The organism is Streptosporangium sp. NPDC002544, from assembly GCF_040295965.1.
Taxonomy (GTDB): Bacteria; Actinomycetota; Actinomycetes; order Streptosporangiales; family Streptosporangiaceae; genus Streptosporangium.
Genome location: NZ_JBEOWJ010000040.1, coordinates 44,051 through 63,985, shown reverse-complemented (window position 1 = coordinate 63,985; position 19,935 = coordinate 44,051). Strand labels below are relative to the sequence as shown.

The 19,935-nt window shown below is 68.8% G+C and carries 18 protein-coding genes; 8 read left to right on the top strand and 10 right to left on the bottom strand.

Annotated elements, in window-relative coordinates; genetic code table 11:
- Positions 1-19 precede the first annotated feature (19 nt).
- Genes ABT061_RS41085 through ABT061_RS41075 form a run of 3 tightly spaced genes read right to left on the bottom strand, consistent with a single transcriptional unit; the run spans position 20 to position 3,255 of the window.
- Positions 20-1,090: an ABC transporter permease gene (locus tag ABT061_RS41085; protein WP_350928465.1), complete on the bottom strand. Its 1,071-nt coding sequence runs from the start codon at positions 1,088-1,090 to the stop codon at positions 20-22.
- Positions 1,087-2,172, bottom strand: a complete 1,086-nt coding sequence (locus ABT061_RS41080) for a mandelate racemase/muconate lactonizing enzyme family protein (protein WP_350928463.1) — start codon at positions 2,170-2,172, stop codon at positions 1,087-1,089. Before ABT061_RS41080 ends, ABT061_RS41085 begins: the two co-directional genes overlap by 4 nt.
- A 27-nt stretch (positions 2,173-2,199) precedes the next feature.
- Positions 2,200-3,255, bottom strand: coding sequence for a sugar ABC transporter substrate-binding protein (locus tag ABT061_RS41075; protein WP_350928461.1), 1,056 nt, complete (start codon positions 3,253-3,255; stop codon positions 2,200-2,202).
- 123 nt (positions 3,256-3,378) lie between these two features.
- On the opposite strand from ABT061_RS41075, the gene ABT061_RS41070 reads away from it, so the two are divergent.
- The 3 genes from ABT061_RS41070 (at position 3,379) to ABT061_RS41060 (ending at position 8,408) form a co-directional block, all read left to right on the top strand.
- A complete protein-coding gene (locus tag ABT061_RS41070; protein ID WP_350928459.1) occupies positions 3,379-4,053 on the top strand; it encodes a GntR family transcriptional regulator in 675 nt (224 codons plus the stop codon).
- Between the two features lie 198 nt (positions 4,054-4,251).
- Positions 4,252-4,626 (top strand): FCD domain-containing protein, encoded by a 375-nt coding sequence (locus ABT061_RS41065; RefSeq protein ID WP_350928523.1) that lies wholly within the window; start codon positions 4,252-4,254, stop codon positions 4,624-4,626.
- A gap of 314 nt (positions 4,627-4,940) precedes the next feature.
- Complete coding sequence (locus ABT061_RS41060; protein WP_350928457.1) at positions 4,941-8,408, top strand: galactose-binding domain-containing protein; 3,468 nt, start codon at positions 4,941-4,943, stop codon at positions 8,406-8,408.
- Between the two features lie 192 nt (positions 8,409-8,600).
- Here ABT061_RS41060 and ABT061_RS41055 read toward each other — a convergent pair whose 3' ends face one another.
- On the bottom strand, positions 8,601-8,861 hold the full coding sequence (locus ABT061_RS41055) for a transposase (protein WP_350928455.1): 261 nt from the start codon (positions 8,859-8,861) through the stop codon (positions 8,601-8,603).
- A 72-nt stretch (positions 8,862-8,933) separates the two neighbouring features.
- On the opposite strand from ABT061_RS41055, the gene ABT061_RS41050 reads away from it, so the two are divergent.
- Both ABT061_RS41050 and ABT061_RS41045 read left to right on the top strand, forming a co-directional pair.
- Positions 8,934-10,319 (top strand): FAD-binding protein, encoded by a 1,386-nt coding sequence (locus tag ABT061_RS41050; protein ID WP_350928453.1) that lies wholly within the window; start codon positions 8,934-8,936, stop codon positions 10,317-10,319.
- Between the two features lie 216 nt (positions 10,320-10,535).
- The gene (locus tag ABT061_RS41045) at positions 10,536-11,612 is read left to right on the top strand and encodes a hypothetical protein (protein WP_350928451.1); all 1,077 of its coding nucleotides are present in this window, start codon (positions 10,536-10,538) and stop codon (positions 11,610-11,612) included.
- Between the two features lie 166 nt (positions 11,613-11,778).
- Here the strand turns inward: ABT061_RS41045 and ABT061_RS41040 are convergent, their stop codons facing one another.
- Positions 11,779-12,384: a helix-turn-helix domain-containing protein gene (locus ABT061_RS41040; protein WP_350928449.1), complete on the bottom strand. Its 606-nt coding sequence runs from the start codon at positions 12,382-12,384 to the stop codon at positions 11,779-11,781.
- Between the two features lie 87 nt (positions 12,385-12,471).
- Here ABT061_RS41040 and ABT061_RS41035 point away from each other — a divergent pair, with 87 nt between their 5' ends.
- Together ABT061_RS41035 and ABT061_RS41030 are read left to right on the top strand one after the other, a co-directional pair.
- The gene (locus ABT061_RS41035) at positions 12,472-13,098 is read left to right on the top strand and encodes an SAM-dependent methyltransferase (protein WP_350928447.1); all 627 of its coding nucleotides are present in this window, start codon (positions 12,472-12,474) and stop codon (positions 13,096-13,098) included.
- Positions 13,099-13,133: 35 nt separating this feature from the next.
- Positions 13,134-13,634, top strand: a complete 501-nt coding sequence (locus ABT061_RS41030) for a DinB family protein (RefSeq protein WP_350928445.1) — start codon at positions 13,134-13,136, stop codon at positions 13,632-13,634.
- 241 nt (positions 13,635-13,875) lie between these two features.
- Here the strand turns inward: ABT061_RS41030 and ABT061_RS41025 are convergent, their stop codons facing one another.
- The 5 genes from ABT061_RS41025 to ABT061_RS41005 form a co-directional block, all read right to left on the bottom strand.
- Entirely contained in the window at positions 13,876-15,054 is a 1,179-nt protein-coding gene (locus ABT061_RS41025) for an ABC transporter permease (RefSeq protein WP_350928443.1), read from the bottom strand.
- Complete coding sequence (locus ABT061_RS41020; RefSeq protein WP_350928441.1) at positions 15,041-15,718, bottom strand: ABC transporter ATP-binding protein; 678 nt, start codon at positions 15,716-15,718, stop codon at positions 15,041-15,043. The genes ABT061_RS41025 and ABT061_RS41020 overlap by 14 nt, the downstream gene beginning before the upstream one ends.
- Positions 15,711-17,450: a peptidoglycan-binding domain-containing protein gene (locus ABT061_RS41015; protein WP_350928439.1), complete on the bottom strand. Its 1,740-nt coding sequence runs from the start codon at positions 17,448-17,450 to the stop codon at positions 15,711-15,713. The genes ABT061_RS41020 and ABT061_RS41015 overlap by 8 nt, the downstream gene beginning before the upstream one ends.
- A gap of 1 nt (position 17,451) precedes the next feature.
- Complete coding sequence (locus ABT061_RS41010; RefSeq protein ID WP_350928437.1) at positions 17,452-18,321, bottom strand: hypothetical protein; 870 nt, start codon at positions 18,319-18,321, stop codon at positions 17,452-17,454.
- Between the two features lie 221 nt (positions 18,322-18,542).
- Positions 18,543-19,427, bottom strand: coding sequence for an NAD(P)-dependent oxidoreductase (locus ABT061_RS41005; protein ID WP_350928435.1), 885 nt, complete (start codon positions 19,425-19,427; stop codon positions 18,543-18,545).
- Between the two features lie 49 nt (positions 19,428-19,476).
- Between ABT061_RS41005 and ABT061_RS41000 the strand changes: the two genes are divergently transcribed.
- Positions 19,477-19,884 carry a MerR family transcriptional regulator gene (locus ABT061_RS41000; RefSeq protein WP_350928433.1) on the top strand — a complete coding sequence of 136 codons (408 nt, stop codon included), beginning with the start codon at positions 19,477-19,479 and terminating at the stop codon, positions 19,882-19,884.
- Positions 19,885-19,935 lie beyond the last annotated feature (51 nt).

Genomic DNA, 19,935 nt, shown 5'->3' with positions numbered 1-19,935 from the left:
GCCGTCGTGGTGCCGGTACTCATACCCGCGCCCCCCTTCGTTCTGCGACGACGTGGCGCACCCGGTCCAGCGACAGTGCGACCAACAGCACCAGGCCGATGTAGAGGTGGAGCTGGTCGAGCTGGAACTGCAGCAGGTTCAGTCCCTTGTAGATGACCTGGGTGAGCATCGCGCCCAGCACCGTGCCGAGAATGCTGACGGCGCCACCGGCCAGCAGCGTGCCGCCGAGCACCGGACCGAGGAACGACGGCAGCAGGAACGAGTCGCCGATGCTCGCCGAGAACGCTCCGTTGTTCGCGGCGAGCAGGAAACCCGCGAGCCCGGCGAGCAGCCCGCTGAGCGCGTGCGCCTGCACCACCCGGTTCCGGATGGGAATGCCGGACAACTCGGCGGCCTTTTCGTTGGCGCCGGTCATCAGGATCTCGCGGCCCATCCTGCCGAAGCGGAACAGCAACCCCACCACGAGCGCCGCGACAAGCGCGATCGGCACGACCAAGGGGATGTCGGGGCCGCAGATGTCGCCCGTGCAGTAGTCGGCGAACGTGTCGTTACGCAGGGCATCCATGCCGGCGGGCTGACCGCTGAAGGCGACGCCGTCGGTGAACCGGCTGTAGAGGATCGTGATGAGACCCACCAGGGCGAAGTCCATCGCCAGCGTGACCACGAACGAGTTCACCCCGGTACGCGAAATGATCAGCCCGGCAAGCGCGCCAAGCAACGTCCCGACGATCAGCCCGATCACCAGGCTGGTCAACAGCGACACGCCGAGCCGGTCATAGGCGAGCCCCATGGCGAACGCGCTCATCGCGGCCATGCGGCCGACGGCCATGTTCATGTGCCCGAGCGACAGGACCGCCAGCTGGGAGAGGCCGACCACCGCGTACACGCTGATGTCCGACTGGAGCGGCACCAGCGTGAGCGTGGTGTCCATGAACGCGGGACGCAGCGTGGTGAAGAACGCGACGAGGGCGATCAGCAGGATGAGCAGGCCGATCCGCGGGTTGGCCCAGAGCGGCATCCTCGACGCCCTGCGCGGTTCCGGCGAGTCCGCCGCCGGCGCTTCGGACGGAGACGTGGTCTGCGTGCTCACCGGACTCTCCGGTCGTCGATCGCGTCACGGTCCCACTCGATGCCGAGCCCTGGAGTCGTAGGCGGCAGGGCGTGCCCGTCGACGATTTCGGTCTCCCGGCTGGTGATCGCCCTGAGCTGTGGGATGTGCTCCAGATAGCGGCTGTTCGGCACGGCGCAGCAGAGGCTCACGTGCAGTTCCATGAGGAAGTGCGGACAGATCGGGACGTTGTACGCCTCGGCCAGGTGCGCGACCTTGAGCCACGGGGTGATTCCGCCGATGCGCGCCACGTCCACCTGTATGATGCCGGCCGCCTGCCGGTGGAGATACTCGCGGAACTGCGCCACCGAGTAGAGCGACTCCCCGACCGCGACGGGGATCGAGGCGGACGCGGCCAGCGCCTGGTGTCCGGCGACGTCATCGCCCGGCAGCGGCTCCTCGAACCAGTAAGGGTCAGACGGTTCGAGGAGCCGGGCCCGCCTGATGGCTTCCGCAGCGGTGAGTGACTGGTTGGCGTCGAGCATCAGGTCGAAGTTCTGCCCGACGGCCGCGCGAACGGCGGCCAGCCGTTCCGCGTCCTCCACGGGAGAGCGACCGATCTTGATCTTCACCCCGGGCCAGCCCGCGGCCTGGCTGGCCTTCGCACCGGCGATGATCTCTTCGGTGGTGAGGTGCAGCCAGCCCCCCTCGGTGTCGTACAGCGGGATGCGGTCCTTCGCACCACCCGCGAGCACCCACAGGGGCTGTCCCGCGTCGCGGCACCGCCAGTCCCACAGGGCCGTGTCGATGGCGGCGAGGGCGAGGGAGGTGATCGCCCCGACCGTGGTCGCCCGGGTCGCGGCGAACAGGTCATGCCACACCGCCTCCACCCGACGAGCGTCCGCGCCCACCAGCCTCGGTATCAGGTAGTCGCGCAGCAGGGCGAGCACGGCCGTGCCACCGGTGCCGATCGTGTACGAGTAGCCGGTGCCGGTGCCACCGTCGTCGGTCTGGATCTCGACGAAGATGGTCTCCTGCTTGATGAACGACTGGACGGCGTCCGTGCGTACGGTCTCGACCTCCAGGTCGACGAGATACGCCTCGGCGTGAGTGATCGCGGGCAAGGAAAGGCTCCTACTGGGCGTGGAGGACTACTTACAGGACAGGTACTGGCTGTCGAACGCCTTCTTCAGCTCGTCCGTCTTCCCCTGCCGGTCAGTGTCATAGGTGTCGATGTTGGCCTTGTCGACGACGAAGGAGCCGGAGTCGATGATCACTCCCGGCTGCGTCATCGTGCAGCCGCCCGCGAGCTTCGTCAGCGCATACGACCCGACGGACGCCTGCCCGACCGGGTTCTGCAGCACGGAGGCGGCGACCGATCCGTCGCGGATGTCGGCGAGGATGGTCTTGTCGTCGTCGATCGCGACGATCTTGATCGGCAGCTTGGCCTGCTTGACGGCCTCGGCGGAGGCGACCGCGGGGTTGTAGGCCGTGTTGACGATGCCCTGGATCTGGTCGCCCTTGGCGGCGAGAAGGTCGGCGACGGCCTTCTGCGCCGTCTGCAGGTCCTTGTCCACGTCGGTCACGGTCTGCAGGAGCTTGACCTTCCCGCCGGTCTCGTCGACCGCCTTCTGCACCCCGGCGACGCGGCGCTGGGTGTTGGAGTCCACCTTGTTGCCGGTCAGGTGTACGAGGTTGCCCTGGTCGCCCATGGCCTGGATCGCAGCCTGCGCCGCCTTGTAGGCGGCCAACTCGACGTCGGTGGACAGGCAGAAGTCCGCCCTGTTGACGCCGCCGGCCGGGCAGGACGCCAGCGAGGCGACCGGGAAGCCCTGCTTCTTGAGGTCATCGAAGGTGGCGTTGATGTTCTCCGGGGCGACGCCGAAGATGCCGAAGGCGTTGTAGCCCTGCGCGGCGAGGGACTTCAGCACGTCGTTCTGCTTGGTCTGGTCCCAGTTGGAGGTCTCGTTGAAGGTGGCGTCGCCGAGGCCCAGGTCGGTCTTCACCTTGCCGGACTCGTCCTTCCACGGCTGGAAGTAAGGGTGTGCCCCGCCGGGGACCAGGGCGATCTTGACCTGGTCAGGCGTTCGGGTGGTCGCACCGGCCGCCGCCGTGTCGTCGCTCTTCTTGGCGCAGCCGGCGGTGGCAGCGGCGGTGAGCACCACAGCGACAGCCAGCCCGCCGAGCCGAGTGAGGGGTAGATTCATGGCTGCGCCTCTCCGGGGAGATTGGATCCTATAGGATGTTTCCTAGAGATAGATAGTCCGCCCCGGGTGAAGTCGTCAAGTAATACCCGGATAATGTTCCGACTTCGTAGAAGATTGGGATCGATGACACCCTCCGAACGCATCCGATTCAGGCGGTCCACGCTCGGCGACGATGTGTATGACACGCTCAGGGCGCTGATCCTCGAGCACAGCATGCAGCCCGGCGACCGCGTCAACATCGACGCGCTGGCCCGCGAACTCGATGTCTCCCCCACACCCGTCCGCGAAGCCCTGGCCCGCCTCGAGTCCGACGGGCTGGTCCGCAAGCGCCCCCTCGTCGGCTACACCGTCAGCCCCCTGCTTACCCGCGCCGAGTTCACCCACATGTTCGAGTTGCGGCTGCTGCTCGAGTGCGCCGCTGCACGATGGGCCGCCGAGCGAGCCTCCTCCGAGCACCGCGAGGCGATCGCCGCGGAGGCCGTCACATCGATAGCGCAGGAGGATGACGACCCCAACGGCTGGCGCTGGCATGCGGCCTTCACCATGCACGACGCCCGGTTCCATAACCTCATCGCCGAGGCGTCGGGCAACCCATTGCTCCGCGACGGCCTCGACCGCTTGCATGTCCATCTCCACCTGCACCGGCGGTACTTCCCCTACGCCCAGGCCGGCACGACAGGCGAGGAGCACCAGCGTGTCGCCGCCGCCATCCAGGCCGGCCGTCCCGACGACGCAGAAGAGGCCATGCGTGAGCATCTGACCAGGTCACGCGAGCGGCAGCTTCCGGCGTTCGACTGATTCCGGACAAGGCGCCGCGCCTGGGATAATCGCGCACCCGTTTGTCAGGGGGACGGGTGCCGCTGTCCAATCGTCCATGGCGCACGGATGACGTGTACGAGGCCATCAAGGCCCTCATCATGACCATGTCATCCCCCCACAGGCCCGGTTGAGCATCGACCGGCAGGCCCGGGATATCTACGCGCGTCGTCCACCCCGATCCGCGAGACTCTGGTACGGCTCGAGTCCGAGGGCCTGGCCCGCCAGGAGCAACTGCGCGGCTACTTCGCCACGCCGGTCCTGACACCCCAGCAGATCGCCGAGCTCGCCGGCCACGAGCAACTGTTTCAGGCGTTCGTCGGGACCAACTGCCTCCTGCATCTGTTCCGCCGGCGCTACAGCATGCGGCTCGGCACCGCGACCATCGCGGAACATCAGGCCATCGCAGCGGCCATCGCCGCAGGCGACGCGGATCTGACCACGCTCTCGGCAGTCTCTGGTCGGGCAAGGGCCGTCTGGCCGGCCCACCCGTGCGACAGCCGACCCCCTCGGCTGCCGCCACCGTTGCCGTCGCGCACTGCGAAGCGTCCGTGATGGCGCTGGTGCGCTGCGTTCAGCCGCAGCGTTTCGTGTTGCGAAGGGCGTCTTCATCGCGAGCCGCCACTGTGCGTGTCGCTAGGTAAACACCGGGTTTCATCTTGACTGCCGCACGCCGCCCCTACATGCTAGATCGCATTTCCTATAGGCTTGAACAGACTGGGAGTCCCCCCGTGATCCGCCCCCCCACTTCACGAGCGCTCACAAGCCCTCCCGCAGCCAAGCGGTCCTCGTCCCCACCGCGATGCGCCCCGTCAGCCGGGCACGGCACCGGCACCCGGCGTGGTCTTTATCTCGGCACCATCGTCGCGATGGTGCTCAGCTTGGCAGCCGTCATGGTCGGTGCCCCGGGCTACGCTGCCGCCAAGGCGGCGAACCGTATCTCCATCTACGCGGCCCCGGACGGCACAGGCACTGCGTGCACCGCCGACAAGCCCTGCTCGATCCAGCAGGCGCAACTCTCCACGCGGACCGCTGCGGCCGACATGGACTCTGACATCCACGTGCTGCTGGCCGGAGGTACTTACTACCTCGCCGAACCGCTCACCTTCACCTCGGCCGACTCCGGCCGTAACGGGTTCCGGATCGTGTGGAAGCCCGCAGGTCAGCAGCGGCCCGTCCTTTCCGGCGGCATCCCGCTGAGCGGCTGGGCGCCGGCCACGGACGCCCCCAACCGCTGGAGCGTCGACGTCCCCGACGGGATCAGTACCCGCGGGCTCTATGCCAATGACGTCCGAGTGCCGCGCTCGCGGGGCACCAGCCCCGTGACGCTGACCCGCACGACGCCGACCTCGAACTTCGCCAGCGGCGGCTACACCGCAGCCAACTCCTCGCTCGCGTCATGGCGGAACCCCGACCAGATCGAGTTCGTCTACGACGACCACCAGGCCTGGGGCCAGAGCCGCTGCCTGGTCGGCGGCATCGTGGGCACCGCGGTGACGATGTCGCAGCCCTGCTGGCAGAACACCCAGCGCCGCTCCTCACCGATCGGCCAGGGCAACGACAACCCGTCCGGCGGCTTCCCAAGCTTGGCGGCGAACTCCCAGCCCAGCTGGATCGAGAACGCCTTCGAGCTCATGAAGGCGGGCGACTGGTACTACGACAAGTCCCTGCACAAGGTCTACTACTGGCCCAAGAGCGGTGAGGACCCCGCGTCCATGAGTTTCGTGCTCGCCGTCAAGGAGCACGTCGTCTACAGCGAGGCGAGTTGGGCCGATCCACTTGCCAACGTGACGTTCACGGGCCTCGAGTACGCGCACACCACCTGGTACCAGCCGAGCACCAACGTCGGTTTCTCCCAGATCCAGGCGAGCAATACCGTCACGCTGCCGAACGGCTACAACTTCCAGGGCCTCTGCCAGTACGTGACCAACCCGCCTGTCCTCCCACCGGCCGGCGAACTGCCCGGCCAGTGCCCCACCGAGAACTACACACCGCCGACCGCGACGGTGCAGCTGAGCGGCACGAAGAACGTCCAGTTCCTCAACAGCAAGTTCCACCACATCGGCAACGCCGGCTTGTGGCTCTACCACGGCGCCAACGGCGACCTCGTCGAGGGCAACGAGTTCACTGACATCTCCAGCAACGGCCTCGTGCTCGGTGCGATGGACGACCCGCTGCCGCTCGATGACGACCCGGACGAGATCGCGATCAACAACTCGATCCGCAACAACTACCTGTACAACGTGGCCGAGGAGTTCTCCGGCGGCGTGGGTATCTCGGTGTACTACACGAGAGGCACCGTCGTGGAGCACAACCAGCTGATGGACATGCCGTACACCGGCGTGAGCTTCGGCTGGGGCGGCCACCACATCGATATCAACCACCTGACTGCGGACCCGAGCATCAACCAGGACAACACGATCCGCAACAACGTCTTCATCAACACGATGCGTGACCGCAGCGATGGCGGGCCGATGTACAGCCAGGGCCACCAGTCGAACAACACCTGGGAACACGCGCTGCAGGTCACCGGAAACGTCGCGTTCAGCAACCCCGGCTCGCGGTACTTCTTCTACCACGACGAGGGCAGCAGCTACATCGTGCTCGACGGCAACGCCGAGTACGGCAACGGGGGCGGCTTCAACGGCGGCTGCACCACGCCCGGTCCGGTTCGGGTCACGAACAACCACCGGGTGGGCGCGATCAACAGCAACATCTGCAGCTTCAACGGCCCGGCGGCGAACTTCACGAGCCAGGGCAACGTCCAGATCTCCAGCAGCCCGAGCCCCGGCGTCATCCCGAACTCGCTGCTTTCCAACGCCGGCCTGCAGCCGGCCTACCAGCACCTGCTGTACCAGCAGCCGCCGCGGATCTACATCGTGAGCGACCCCAACTCCGCCACCGGCACGCTGATCTCCGGGTCCGGCTTCGGCCCGGACTCCCAGGTGGCCATCGGCGGCTATCCCGCGAAGCTCGTGCAGTACGTCTCGCCCAACTACCTCATCGCGCACTTCGCCCCTGGCAAGACCACGGGTGACCTCACCGTCACCAACGCGGCGGGCGCCGGGACCAAGCCTGGCCTGATTGGCGGTAACAACGTCGCCCTCGGCAAGCCGACGTCCCAGATCTCCACGCTGACCGGCTACGGCGACCTCAGCGCGGGCAAGGGCGTGGACGGCAACACCAGCGGCGACTACACGCAGCAGGCGATGGCTCACACCAACTCCGCTGCCAACGCCTGGTGGCGAGTCGACCTGGGCCAGGTGTACAACCTCGACAAGATCCAGGTGTGGAACCGGACGGGCGCCCAGTCAGAGGTGGACCGCGACAAGGACTACTGGGTACTGGTGTCCAGCACCCCGTTCACCGACGACAAGTCGGCTGCGGCATGGGCGGCGACGCCCGGGGTGTGGTCGTTCCGCGACAGCGGCACCATGGGCCGACCCACCATCATCGACGGGCCGATGACCGGACGCTACATCCAGGTACAGCTCAGCGGGACCAACTACCTGGTCGTGGCCGAGCTGATGGCCTTCATTACCGAGACGGCGCCGCCCCCGCCGGTCATCACGTCGCCGGCTGACGCCGCGGCGGGCAACGGCGCGGTCACGGTCACAGGCACCGCCGAACGGTGGTCGACCATCACCGTCAGGGACGGCGGCACAACGGTCTGCACCACCGAGGCCGACCTCACCGGCAGTTGGTCGTGCACACCCGAGTCGGGTCTCGCGGCCGGCTCGCACAGCCTGACCGCGACCGCGACCAACGCCGACAAGCACACCTCCGAGCCCTCCACACCGATCTCGTACCTGGTGCTGAACGGCGCCGGCTTCACAACCGGCGGCGGCTGGGTGACCGAGCCGAGCCTTGGTACGAAGAGCGACTTCGGGTTCACCGCGAAGTACCTGAAGAACGGCAACATCCAGGGCAACAGCCAGTACACCTACCGGAAGACCCTGACCGCCAACCAGGTCGCCGACTCTAAGGGGAGCTACCTGCCCGCAGGTGACTACGACTGGGCCATCAAGAGTAACGTGATGACCGCTTTGGCACAGTCCTGCACGAGCACTACACCGAAGGTGTGCACCGCCACCTTCACCGGGAAGAGCGCGATCACTGCCGTCAACCAGGCAACTGAGATCGCCTACAGCCTAGGCGACGGCTACCAGTTCCAGGTGGACATCACCGACAACGGCGAGCCCGGCTCGGGCAACGCGACCACCAACCCGGACACCTACGCGATCCGAGTCTGGGACGCTGGCGGCACGTACTACCAGCTCGGCGCGCCCACAGCGCAGCGGCCGCTGAACGGAGGCAACATACAGGTTCGGCCGTAACCGCAACGGGGAGCGGCCCGAGACCCAGCGGTCTCGGGCCGCTGCTTTTCAACCGACGTAAAGGGGCATCGACTTTTTCGTCGTCAGGTCAGTGACGACGCACATCCCCTTCGTGGCCCTGGTTCCGGGGCTGTAAGAACAACGGCTCTGTCTTTCTTTCGACTCTGTCTCTCTTTCGGTGGTGACCGAGAGTCAGGCCAAGGGGATGCGGTGGCGGAGCAACGCGAAGCCGACTCGGCCGCGCATCTGGCGCATGATCCGCTTGGTCTTGGTGTTCACGCCTTCGGTGCCGCCGTTGTGGTAGGGCAGGGTGAGGGCCGCGCGGACGGCGTCGCGGTCCTGGTCAAGGCCGCGGAGGAAATGGCTGGCCCTGGGGATCCCCGTGTGGCGGGTCGACTCCTTCATCGACATACACCGGGAGTACCGGACGGACTGGGCCGCACCGGTGACCACTGACGTCGCGGACCTGGTCGGACGCCCAGCGCGCTCGCTTGCGGCAATCGCCGCCGGCCTTCTCGGATCACGATGACCGAGCCCGCGGCGGCCGACCTTCCGATTCGGACCGATGCCGGGGCACTCGACGCGGCTGCGGGCGATTTTGGAGGCTTGATCCGCTGCCGTCCCGCCGCGGCGCTCAAGGCCACCACTGCCGGCCAGGTCTCCGCTGCCGTGAACCTCGCCGTGGAACGGGGCTGGGGAATCGGCGTACAGGGCCGGCGGCACAGTACGGGCGGACAGGCTCAGATTTCCGGCGGGCTGGCGCTGTCGACCGCAGGACTGGACCACCTCTCCGTCGACGAGCGCACCCGGCAGGCCGACGTGGGCGCCGGCGTGCGCTGGGACACCCTGGTCCGGCACACGCTGAAGCACGGACTGATCCCTCCGGTGCTCACCGACTATCTGGGGCTCAGCGTCGGGGGGACTCTGTCGGCCGGCGGATTCGGGGGTTCCTCGTTCCACGCCGGCGGCCAGACCGACAACGTCGACGAACTGACTGTGGTGACGGGAACCGGTGAGGTGGTGACCTGCTCTGCTCGGCGGAATCAGCACCTCTTCGACGCGAGCCGAGCCGGTTTCGGACAGTTCGGCGTGATCGTCGCCGCACGGCTTCCCCTGGTTCCGGCATCGCCTGTCGTCCGTACCTGCAAGGCGCTCTATACGGACCTCCACCAGATGATCGAGGACCAGCGGATCCTGACCGCCGCCACGGGTGTCATCTCCGTTCAGGGCTTCGCGGTCCCGAATGAGCCGGAGCGGCTCGCGCGCACGTTCGGCCCCGACGCCAGGCTCCACCTGCCGTCGCCGGATGACCGGCCGTGGATCTACCAGATCAAGGTCGCCCATCCGGTGGGCGACCGGTGGACGCCCACCACGACGTGTGATCCGTTGTCGGGCCTGTCCGTGCCGCCCGGCCAGTGGGTCGCGAAGGAGTGCGACGCGCTGGAGTTCGCCGACCGGATGGCCCCGGACGTCCGGCTGATGTCCGAGGCGGGGCTGTGGCAGGCCTCGCACCCGTATCTCAGTGTCTTCCTGCCCGCAGGCCGGTCGGCGGACGTGATCAGCGCCGCCCTCGACACGAGGTCGCCGGCAGATCAGCGGCACGGGCCCGTCATCATCCAGGTGCTGACGCGTCGCGCCCTGCGCACGCCGAACATGCTGCTGCCGGCCGGCGACCAGCCGGTGCTCTTCAGCCTGCTCCCCAACGCGTATCCATCCACTCCGGCGCGCGTCGCGGCCCTGATGAACGACAACCGCCGCATCCACCACCTCGCCTGCCGTGCCGGGGGCACGCTTTATCCGTTCGGATCGCCGCCGACGGATCTGGAACGGCCTCGGCACCACGTGCTGCGTACTCCGCACCAGCGCGACATGAAGCGCCTGTTCGATCCGCATGGACTGTTCGGCCGCTGAGCGCCGATGCCGGGGAACGCGTCAGTGGGCCGACACGGCCCACCTGCGGAACACCGAGCCTCCCCGGTAGTCCGGACACCGGCGATGTGACAGCGGGAGCGACCTGCTCCGATGCTGTTCCCGGGTGGTCACCGCCACCCACTGGTAGGTCGGGGTCGGATCGAAACCGTCGACTTCGGGGGGCGGCGTCAGGCGGAAGTCGTACGATTTGCCACTATGAGGTCGCGAGTGACGGCGCTGGCCGCCTGCTTGATCACGTTGGGCTGTGCCGCGCAGCCCCCGCTCGCCGCGCCGGCCCCCTCACCGTCGAGCACGCCCACCGTGTCGGCCCCTTCGGCATCGGCCACACCTACCACGGAGGTCTCCGAGAGGTGGGTCCAAGTCCCCGGTCTGTCCACCGACACCGCGTGGGAGCGTGGCCTGCGCGACGTGACCGCTGTCGGTCCCGATCTGGCGTGGGCGATCGGGTACACCGGCTGGGAGGACAGCGTGAGGGCGTCGCTGCGTACCTGGGACGGGTCACGGTGGCGCGCGGTGCCCGTCGAGGATGCTCTGGGCGGCCTGGCGAGCATCGACTCCGACGGGCCGCGCAACGCGTGGATGCTGGGCGGAGGTTTCGACGAGACCCTGGCCCAGCACTGGGACGGGCACGCCTGGCGGCGATACCGGCTCTCTGGGTACGGGCGGGACGTGGCTGTGGACGGCCGCCGGGTGGTCGTGATCTCGGACACTGCGGTACTGACCTGGAACGGCACCGCCTTCGTCACCGAAAAGGTGCTCGGCGGCGAGGAGACCAGGCTGGTCGCGGTGGACAGCGGCGCCGGTCACACCTGGGTCGCCGGGATACGGGACTCGGTGCAGCCCGTGATCTGGCACGGGCACAACGGCAGGTACGAGGAGACCACGCTGCCCGAGGGCTCCCTCACCACGATCTTGCAGATCAGCCCCGACGACGTCTGGGCGGTGGGCAACATCGGCGAGCGGCCCCTGGTGCTGCACTGGAACGGCCGATCCTGGGAGCGGCCCACCATCCCGCCGTGGAAGGCCGAGCTGCAGAGCGTGACCGCGTTCGGGCCTGACGACGTCTGGTTCGCGGGCAAGGACCACGACGAGCCCGGTGGGGTCTCGGTCCTGCACTGGGACGGCCGGAACTGGACGAAAGAGGTGCCCCCGCCGGACGGGGAGGGGCACCACGCACTGATCGAGCGGGTCCCCGGCACTTCCCAGCTGTGGCTGATGGTCAACGTGGCCAACGGTGATTCCGAGTCGATCGTCACCTTCCGCCGGGAATAGCGGAGCCGGCCTGGTCGGGTGGCTGTCGGATCGGTGCCGCTCAGATCGTCCCGAAGCACGATCTCGCCGGTGGGGCTCTCGTAGCCGACCTCGGCGACGTAGTCCCACGCGGGTTCTGTGCGGGAAGGCTCGCTGTCGACGCGAACAGACGGTCATCTCGCCGAGCTCACCGCTGGATCCCGCCGTGAGACGGCCGATGAGGGCCGGCGCGCACGTGCGCACGTATCCCTTGCAGGCCGAACAGGATGAGAAGCTCGACCACGCCGCCGTCGGCGCTGCCCAGCCAGTGCGGCAAGGACGTGTCGAACTCGGCCGCCTCACCGGGCGGCAACGTCAGGTCGCGCTCGCCGAGCACCAGCCGCAGGCGACCGTTGAGCACGTACAGCCATTCGAAGCCTTCGTGAGTCTGTGGGGTCGGTTCGAGCGGTTCCGGCCGAGCGGGGATGATCATCTTGAACGCCTGCGTACCGCCCGGCCGCCGGGACAACGGAACGAAGATCATCCCGAACCGCCGGATCGGCTTCAGGTGGATCCGGGGGTCGCCTGTGCGCGGGGCACCGACGAGGTCGTCCAACGGAACGTCGTAGGTACGGGCCAGCGGCAGCAGCAACTCCAGGGTCGCCCGGCGCTGCCCGCTCTCCAGCCGGGACAGGGTGCTCTCCGACACCCCGGTCGTCGCCGCGAGATCGGCGAGGGTGATGCCGCGGTTACGACGCAGCGCACGCAGCCGCGGCCCCACCGCGTCGAGCACGTCTTCCGTTTCATGGTCCACGAGACCATCTTGCCAAAACCGCAAGATTTCGTGCCAGATCGTGATGAGTCCGGCAAGACTGAGCGCATCCCGACAGAAGGAGCCTCGATGAGCACCACCGATGTGGTCACGTTCTGGGAGGGCGTCTACGCGGCCCGACCCGCGGCCACCGACCCGCAGCCGAACGACCGTCTCGCCGAGACGGTCACGGGCCTGCCTCCCGGCGACGTGTTGGACCTCGGATGCGGCGACGGCGGCGACGCGCTGTGGCTCGCCCGCCGGGGGTGGCACGTCACCGCCGTCGACATCTCGGCCGTGGCGGTCGAGCGGCTCGCCGGCCTTGCCCGCTCACGCGGCCTGGGCGACCGGGTCATCGCCGAGCGGCATGACCTGCACGAGTCCTTCCCGCAGGGCGGGTTCGACCTGATCTGCGCCCACTACCTGCACACCCCCTTCGACCTGGACAGGGCAACCGTCCTGCGCGCGGCCGCGCACGCGCTGCGCCGGGGCGGGCGGCTGCTGGTCGTCGACCACGGCTCGACCGCGCCGTGGTCGTGGAACCAGGATCCCGACGTCCGGTACCCGACCCCGCGGGAGGTCGCCGCGGGTATCGATCTGGACCCGGCGACATGGACGGTCGAGCGGGCCGACGCACCCCGCCGGATCGCGACCGGACCGGGCGGGCGCACCGCCGAGGTCACCGACCACGTCCTGCTCATCCGCCGCACCGCCTGACCCGGCGCCGGCGCCGCTCCCCCATGAAGGCCACCATGCCCACCGCCTCCCGCCGCAACCGCCGCGGCGACACCCCGCCGCCCCGGACCGGAAGCAGCGAGATCGAGATCCTGCGCGGCTTCCTCGACTACCTCCGGACCTCGATTGCCGCGAAGGTCGACGGTGCCCCCGAACCGCAGGTCCGAACAGCCGGAGTGCCGTCGGGCACGAACCTGCTCGGCCTGCTCAATCACCTTACTTTCGTCGAGCGCTCGACGTTCCTCGGGGACAACGTCACCGACTGGCAGGCGACGTTCCAGGCCGCACCAGCGGACAGCGTGGCCGACGTCGTCGCCCGCTACCGAAAGACGGTCGAGCGCGCGAACGAAGTTCTCGACGGTTGCACCGACCTCGGCGCACCGGTCCCCCGGCCGCGGCCGGAAAGCCCCGCTCCCAGCATCCGCTGGGCACTCACCCACATGATCGAGGAGACCGGCCGCCACGCCGGCCACGTAGACATCCTCCGCGAACTGATCGACGGCGCGACCGGGCGCTGATCCACCTCCTCCAACGGCCGTTGTCGCGCCGCTTCCTCCGATCCGCGTGCACGGTGGCGACCGTTACGCTGCGGTGGTCGGGTGAGTCGTCGGCCGGCAGGCCCTCGACCGGGTAGACCGCCTCCCATGCCCCGCAGGGCGTGAACTCCGCGGGAGGAAGTGACGGGGGTGCGCGAGAGACGGGCCGCGCCGCACAGTTGTCGAGAAGAGCTTTGTGGCACGGCCGGCCGTGCCACAAAGCTCAGCGCAGTGCGTCGACCGGTTCCATACGGGCCGCGCGCAGCGCCGGATACAGGCCCGCCAGGAGCCCTACCAGCGCACCCGCCACGGGCGCGGCCAGCACCAGCCGTACATCCAGGACCGGGGTCCACTGACGCACGGCCGCCACCGCGACGACGGCCACCATGCCCAGGCTGGCCCCGATCACCCCGCCGGTCAGGCCGGTCAGGCTGGATTCCAGCAGGAACTGGGCGGCGATGTGGCGGCGAGCCGCGCCCAGGGAGCGGCGCAGGCCGATCTCCGCGACCCGCTCCATGACGGTGACCAGGGTGACGTTGGCGATGCCCACCGCGCCGACGACCAGGGAGACCAGGCCGAGGACGAGGAAGAGGCCGTTGACGTCGTCCTGGGCGCCGTCACGCGCCCGCTTGGGGCTGGGCGGGGCGATCACCTGCAGTTCACCGCTGCGGTTGGGGCTGAGCGCGAGCGGCGCCTGGCGGGCGATCAGCTCGGCGGCGCCCAGTTGGGTGGCGACCAGGACGCGGGTGACGTCCTTCAGCCCGAAGTCGGGACCGAGCGCGGGCGGGACGAGGACCGCGCTGTCCAGGATCTGCTCGCGCCGCATGTCGCCGATGATGCCGATGACGGTGTAGGCGCGGTCCTTGATGAACACGGCGGGCGCGTGCTCCAGGCTGGTGATGCCGAGCATGGCGGCGGCCTGCTCCCCCAGCACGACCACGCGGTCGCGGCGGGCGACGTGGCCGGCGTCGTAGAAGCGCCCGGCCAGCATCCGGCCGTGGGTGGTCCCCGGTAGGTCGGGGGTGGCCGCGACGACCGCGAGGGTCTGCCCGGCCACCCTGGTCGGGTCGAGCAGGTTGTTGGCGGTCACGACGAGGTTGGAACTCCCGTCGCTCTGCGCCAGCGCCGTCGCCGACGTCACGCCGCGCAGGCGTCGCAGTTCGCCGGCCGCCTCCCAGGACACCAGGGGGTGGTGGCCCCCGCGCGGCACCTCGACGGTGATGCTGGTGGCCAGCAGCTCGTCGAAGCGGCCGACGATCTGGTTGCCCGCGGTCGCCGCGATGCCCAGGGTGACCACCAGCGTGGTGATGCCCAGGACGGTGCCGAGGGTGGTCAGCGCCGAGCGCACCGGGCGGGCGAGCATCCCGGCCAGGGACTCGGCCCACAGGTCACGGAGCTTCACGGAGCACCCCGTCAGTGATCCGGACCCGGCGTTTGGCCCGGGCGCTCACCTCGTCCTCATGCGTGATCACCAGGATGGTCAGGCCATCGGCGCGCAGGCCGTCGAACAGGTCGAGGATGGCCTCGGTGTTGCGGCTGTCGAGGTTGCCGGTCGGCTCGTCGCACAGCAGCAGGGCGGGCCTGGCCATCAGAGCGCGGGCGATGGCCACGCGCTGGCGCTCGCCACCCGACAGCCGGTCGGGGACGAAGCCGACACGGTGCCCCATGCCCACCTGCTCCAGTGCCTGCTCGGCCCGTGCCCGCCGGCCGCTTCGCGGATGCGGGCCGTACACCTCGGCCAGCATCACGTTCTCCACGACCGTCCGGTGAGACAGCAGGTGGAAGGACTGGAAGACGAAGCCGATGCGGGTGCCGCGCAGCCGGGTCCGCCCGCCGTCGCGCAGCGCCGTGGTCTCGACGCCATCGAGGCGGTAGGAGCCGGAGGTCGGCCGGTCGAGCAGTCCGAGGATGTTGAGGAGGGTGGACTTGCCGGATCCGGACGGCCCAACGATGGCGACGTAGTCGCCCGGGCCGACGCGCAGGTCCACGTCGGCCAGCGCGCGCACCGGCGGATCGGTGGGGAAGTCGCGGCAGACGCCGCTCAACTCGATGACGGGCTCAGACATCGCTCACCACCACCCGATCGCCCTCCTTGAGCTCGCCCGCGCGCACCGGTGTGACCTCCACGTCGCCGTCGGCGGTCAGCCCGGTACGCACCTCGACCTCGCGGGTGCGGTCGCCGTCCAGCGCGACCCTGACCCGCGGCCGGCCGTCGGCGGAGGTGACCACAGCGGCCACCGGGACGGCCAGCACCTCGCCGTCGGTCGAGCCGACCGAGATCCGCACCGTCATCGGCGAGCCGACCAGGGATTTGAGCCCCTTGGCCGAGCCGGGCGTGAGCAGGATGGGCACCGAGCCGGTGTCCGACTCGCCCTTCTGCCCGTTCTCGCCCTCCTCCGGGGTCAGGCGGGCCTCCTCGCCGGTCGCGGTCAGCGTGGCGGACAGCTGGGTGCCGTCGATGGTCTCCATGCTCGCCTCCTGGCCGGGGCGCAGCAGCTTGGCCTCCTTGGCGTCGACCGACCCGCTGACCGCGAAGGTGGAGCTGGTCACGGTGGCGACCTTGCCCTCAATGGTGTCGCCCGGCTTGACCTCCGCCTTGTCGATGCGGGCGGGCAGCTTCGGCAGGAAGACGATCTCGCCTGCCGGCACGCTCACGCCGTAGGTCTTGCGGAACTCAGCCAGCATGGTCCGGGCATCGGCGAGGTTGGCCTTGCTGTGCGTGACCTTCATCTGCAGCGGCGAGACCTTCCTGGCCCGGCTCAGCGCCTGGGCGGCGGTGGCCTCGGCCTCCTTCGCGGTGCGCACCGCCTTGCGCAGCTCCTCCAGCCGCCTGTCCCGGTCGACGCGGACCTGCTCCTCGTAGGCGGCCATCGCCTGCTGGGCGTCGTAGAGGTCCTGCCGGGCGTTGGCCAGCTTCATCTCCAGCAGGCTCGTGTCCACCGCGCTGGGCGTGGGCGCCGGGGTCGTGGTCGGCGTGGGTTCCGGTTTCCTGGCCTCCGTCAGCGCCTGCTCGGCCGTGAGGACCTGCTCCTCGGCAGCTCGTACGGCACGGCGCAACGAGGCCAGCTGGGTCTCCTGCTCGGGCGTGACCTCCGGCGCCTCTGCCAGCGCCCTCTCGGCCGCCCGCAGGTCACGGCGGGCGTTGTCGTGGCGGAGCCGGAGCGGCCGCACGTCGAGACCCTCGCCCAGAGCCTTGCGGTCGGCCGCCAGGGTCTCCTCCGCGGTCTGTACGGCTTGGCGCAGCTGCTGCAGGGTCTTGCGGGATTCCAGGTCGGGTTCCTGCGCCCGGTAGCCGCGCTTGACGTACCAGCGCTTCACCGCCGCCACGGTGGCCGCGTCGAAGACGCCGGTCACCTTCACTCGCAGGGCACGCTGGAGCTGCTTGACGTCGTCGCCCTCGGTGCCGGGCACGAGCGGGCGGTACATCGGCCGCTTCCCTCGCAGGGCGAAGACCGGCCGCCCGTTGACCTGCATCAGCACGTCGCCCTCGCGGATCGGCCCGGGATCGGGAGCCGTGGTGACGCGTTGCGGCGTGCCGTTGGCTCCGCCGTTCGCTCCGCCGACCATTCCGGCCAGCGTGACCGGCAGCGGCGAGCCGTACGTGAGCGTGCCGCTGACCGTGACGGTGCTGGTGAGCTTGCGCCGCTCGACCGGCGCGGTGACCAGGGAGGGCTTGGGCGGTTGGCGCGCGGCCGCCTCGTGGGCCGGGGAACGCAGCCGGGAGCCGACCGCCCAGCCCACACCCGCGATCACCAGTACTCCCGCCACGATGAGGGCGAGCACTCTGGACCTGCGCACGCTACCCCTCGGTTGTCATGGCGGCCATGTTCAGGCCGGGGAGGAGCTGGGCGCGGTCGTAGACCTCGTTGGCTTTGGGCCGATAGGCGGCGTAGAACTCCTTGCCGCACTCCAGGTCGTCCAGGGCCGCTTTGATCTCGCGTTGCAGCAAGGGCCGCGCCTGGTCGGCCGTGGGCTTCTGGCCGAGGAGCTTGCCGAACTCGGTCATGAACGGCCCCTCGGTGCTGCGGACGATCTGCGAGGGGCGCTGGGAGGTGACCCGGTAACCCTTGCCCTTGAGGCAGTCGGCGAACGCGCTCGCCAGCTCCACCAGCTTCGGATCGCCGTCGATCTCGCGGCTGATGATCTGCTTCACCATCGCGCTCTGGGCCTTGGCCACCTCCTCCATCGACTTCAGGTTCTTGCCGGTGGCCTTGTTGATCATTTCGAGCGTGCAGGCGTCCATCGTGTTGAAGTACGCCTCCCGCTGCGGCTTGGACAGCCCGGCGATGACCTTCCCGTTGGGGTCGTCGTCGGCGTTGCCCCCGCTGAGGGAGAGGGCGGCCATCCGGCCGACCCCGTCGTTGGGGTAGACGGTGGAGGCGGCGAACCCGAAGCCGTATTTGCTGCGATACGCCTTCATCGCGGGGTATTCGCCGGACATCTCCTGCTTGACGGCATCTGGTAGCTCTGGCCGGGAGACGACCGGATGGTAGGTGAAGCCTTTGCTCTTCATGCAGGTGGCGAGCTGGGCCTGGTTCTGGCGCTGCTGGTCGGCGGAGGGTGCGGCCGATGGCTGGGGCCCTTCGGACGAGGCGCAACCGGTAAGGGCCGCCAGGAGTGAGGTGGATAGGGCTGCGGCGATCGCGAGCAGCACACGGGCGTTGGTCATGGGGCTGCATTGTCACGAGCGCATGCTGAAGCGAATCTGAAGGCGGCTAAACACATGGTGAAAGGCCCGGCTCCATGATCTGGAACCGGGCTTTCCGACCTGCGGGGTGTTCACGGGTGGGTGTGAGCCGGGGTGGGTCGGAGCCCTGGAAGATCGCTTCCCGGGCCCCCTACACGGAGTCGACCTCACCGAGACCGCTGAGATCCCGGTGTCGGGATCGGTCAGTCATTGCGGGGTTTGCTGAACTCTTCGATCAGCACGGGATACTGCTCCCCACCGTGTCCGGCGGCGACCGAGCGGTCGGCCATCGCCTTGATCAACTTCGGCAGTTCGGCGTTGACACCCACCGCCTCGCTCTCCTCGATCAGGTGTGCCATCGCCCGCACGTCGGTCTCCAGGGCCGACACCTCCGCCGGGAAGGAGCCGCTGTCGATCTGCTCGGCATACCCGGGCAGCCATTCGGCCACAACGGTAGCGATCTGCTGCGCAAACGGCGCGTACGTTGCGGCGTCCACACCGGCCGTCCTGAGCAGGGCGGTGCCCTGGAGCCAGGCGTTCAGGACGCTCCACATCATGGCGAGGCCGGCCACGTCGTACAGGGACGCCAGCCCATGGTCCGCACCCAGGTAGGTGACGGTGCCGAGCGCGTCGAGCGTTGACCTGTGCGCCTCGAAGTACGACTGCGGCCCGCTGTGCAGAATCACCGCATCGGCGGTCCCGATCGCCGACGGGATGGCCATGATGGCGCCGTCCAGATAATGGGCGCCGCGCTGCTCGGCCCATTGCGCGGCTTCCCGGGCCTGGGCCGAGTCGCCCGAGGTCAGGTTGATCAACATCGTGCCGTCCAGCTCGATATCGCTCGCGCCGAGCAGCTCGTGCACGGCCTGGTAATCGGTGACGCAGATGATCGTCAGGGAACCTGCCTTGAGCGCGTCACCGACCGTTGGCGCCAGCCGTGCCCCCTTGGCCACCAGCTGGTCGGCCTTGGAGGTCGTGCGGTTCCACACGGTTGTGGGATGCCCGGCTTTCAGGAACGCGCCGGCGAGCGCCTGGCCCATCAGTCCGAGGCCGATGACCGTCACGGATGTATTGGTTTTGCCGTTCATGGCAGCATCGTCAACGTTGATACCGGTGTGAAGGTCAAGTGAGGTTTTGATGCTGATCGGGGAACTGAGTCGTCGCACGGGCGTCAACGCCCATCAGTTGCGCTACTACGAGGCCCAGGGCCTGCTGGAGGCGGACCGGGGCGCGAACGGTTACCGCGAGTACGACGAGAACGCCGTGCTGCGGGTGAAGCAGATCCGGCACCTGCTTGGTGCCGGTTTGTCCTCTGAGGACATCGCGTACCTGCTGCCCTGTGCGGTCGGAGAGGCCCCGGAGCTACTCGGGTGCCCCGAGTTGCTGGCCGCGATGCGGTCACGGCTGCAGCGACTGGACGATCAGATGGACAGGCTCGCTCAATCCCGCGACGCTCTTGCCGACTACATTGACGCCGCCGCTCGAATGGCCGGCGAGAGCTGTCTCCCCTTTGCCGATACCGACCAGGAGCCCGTGCCCGCCTGAGCGATCTGCTGGGTTTTCGGCCAGGAACCCGGGAGCCCTTCCTGACCCGTT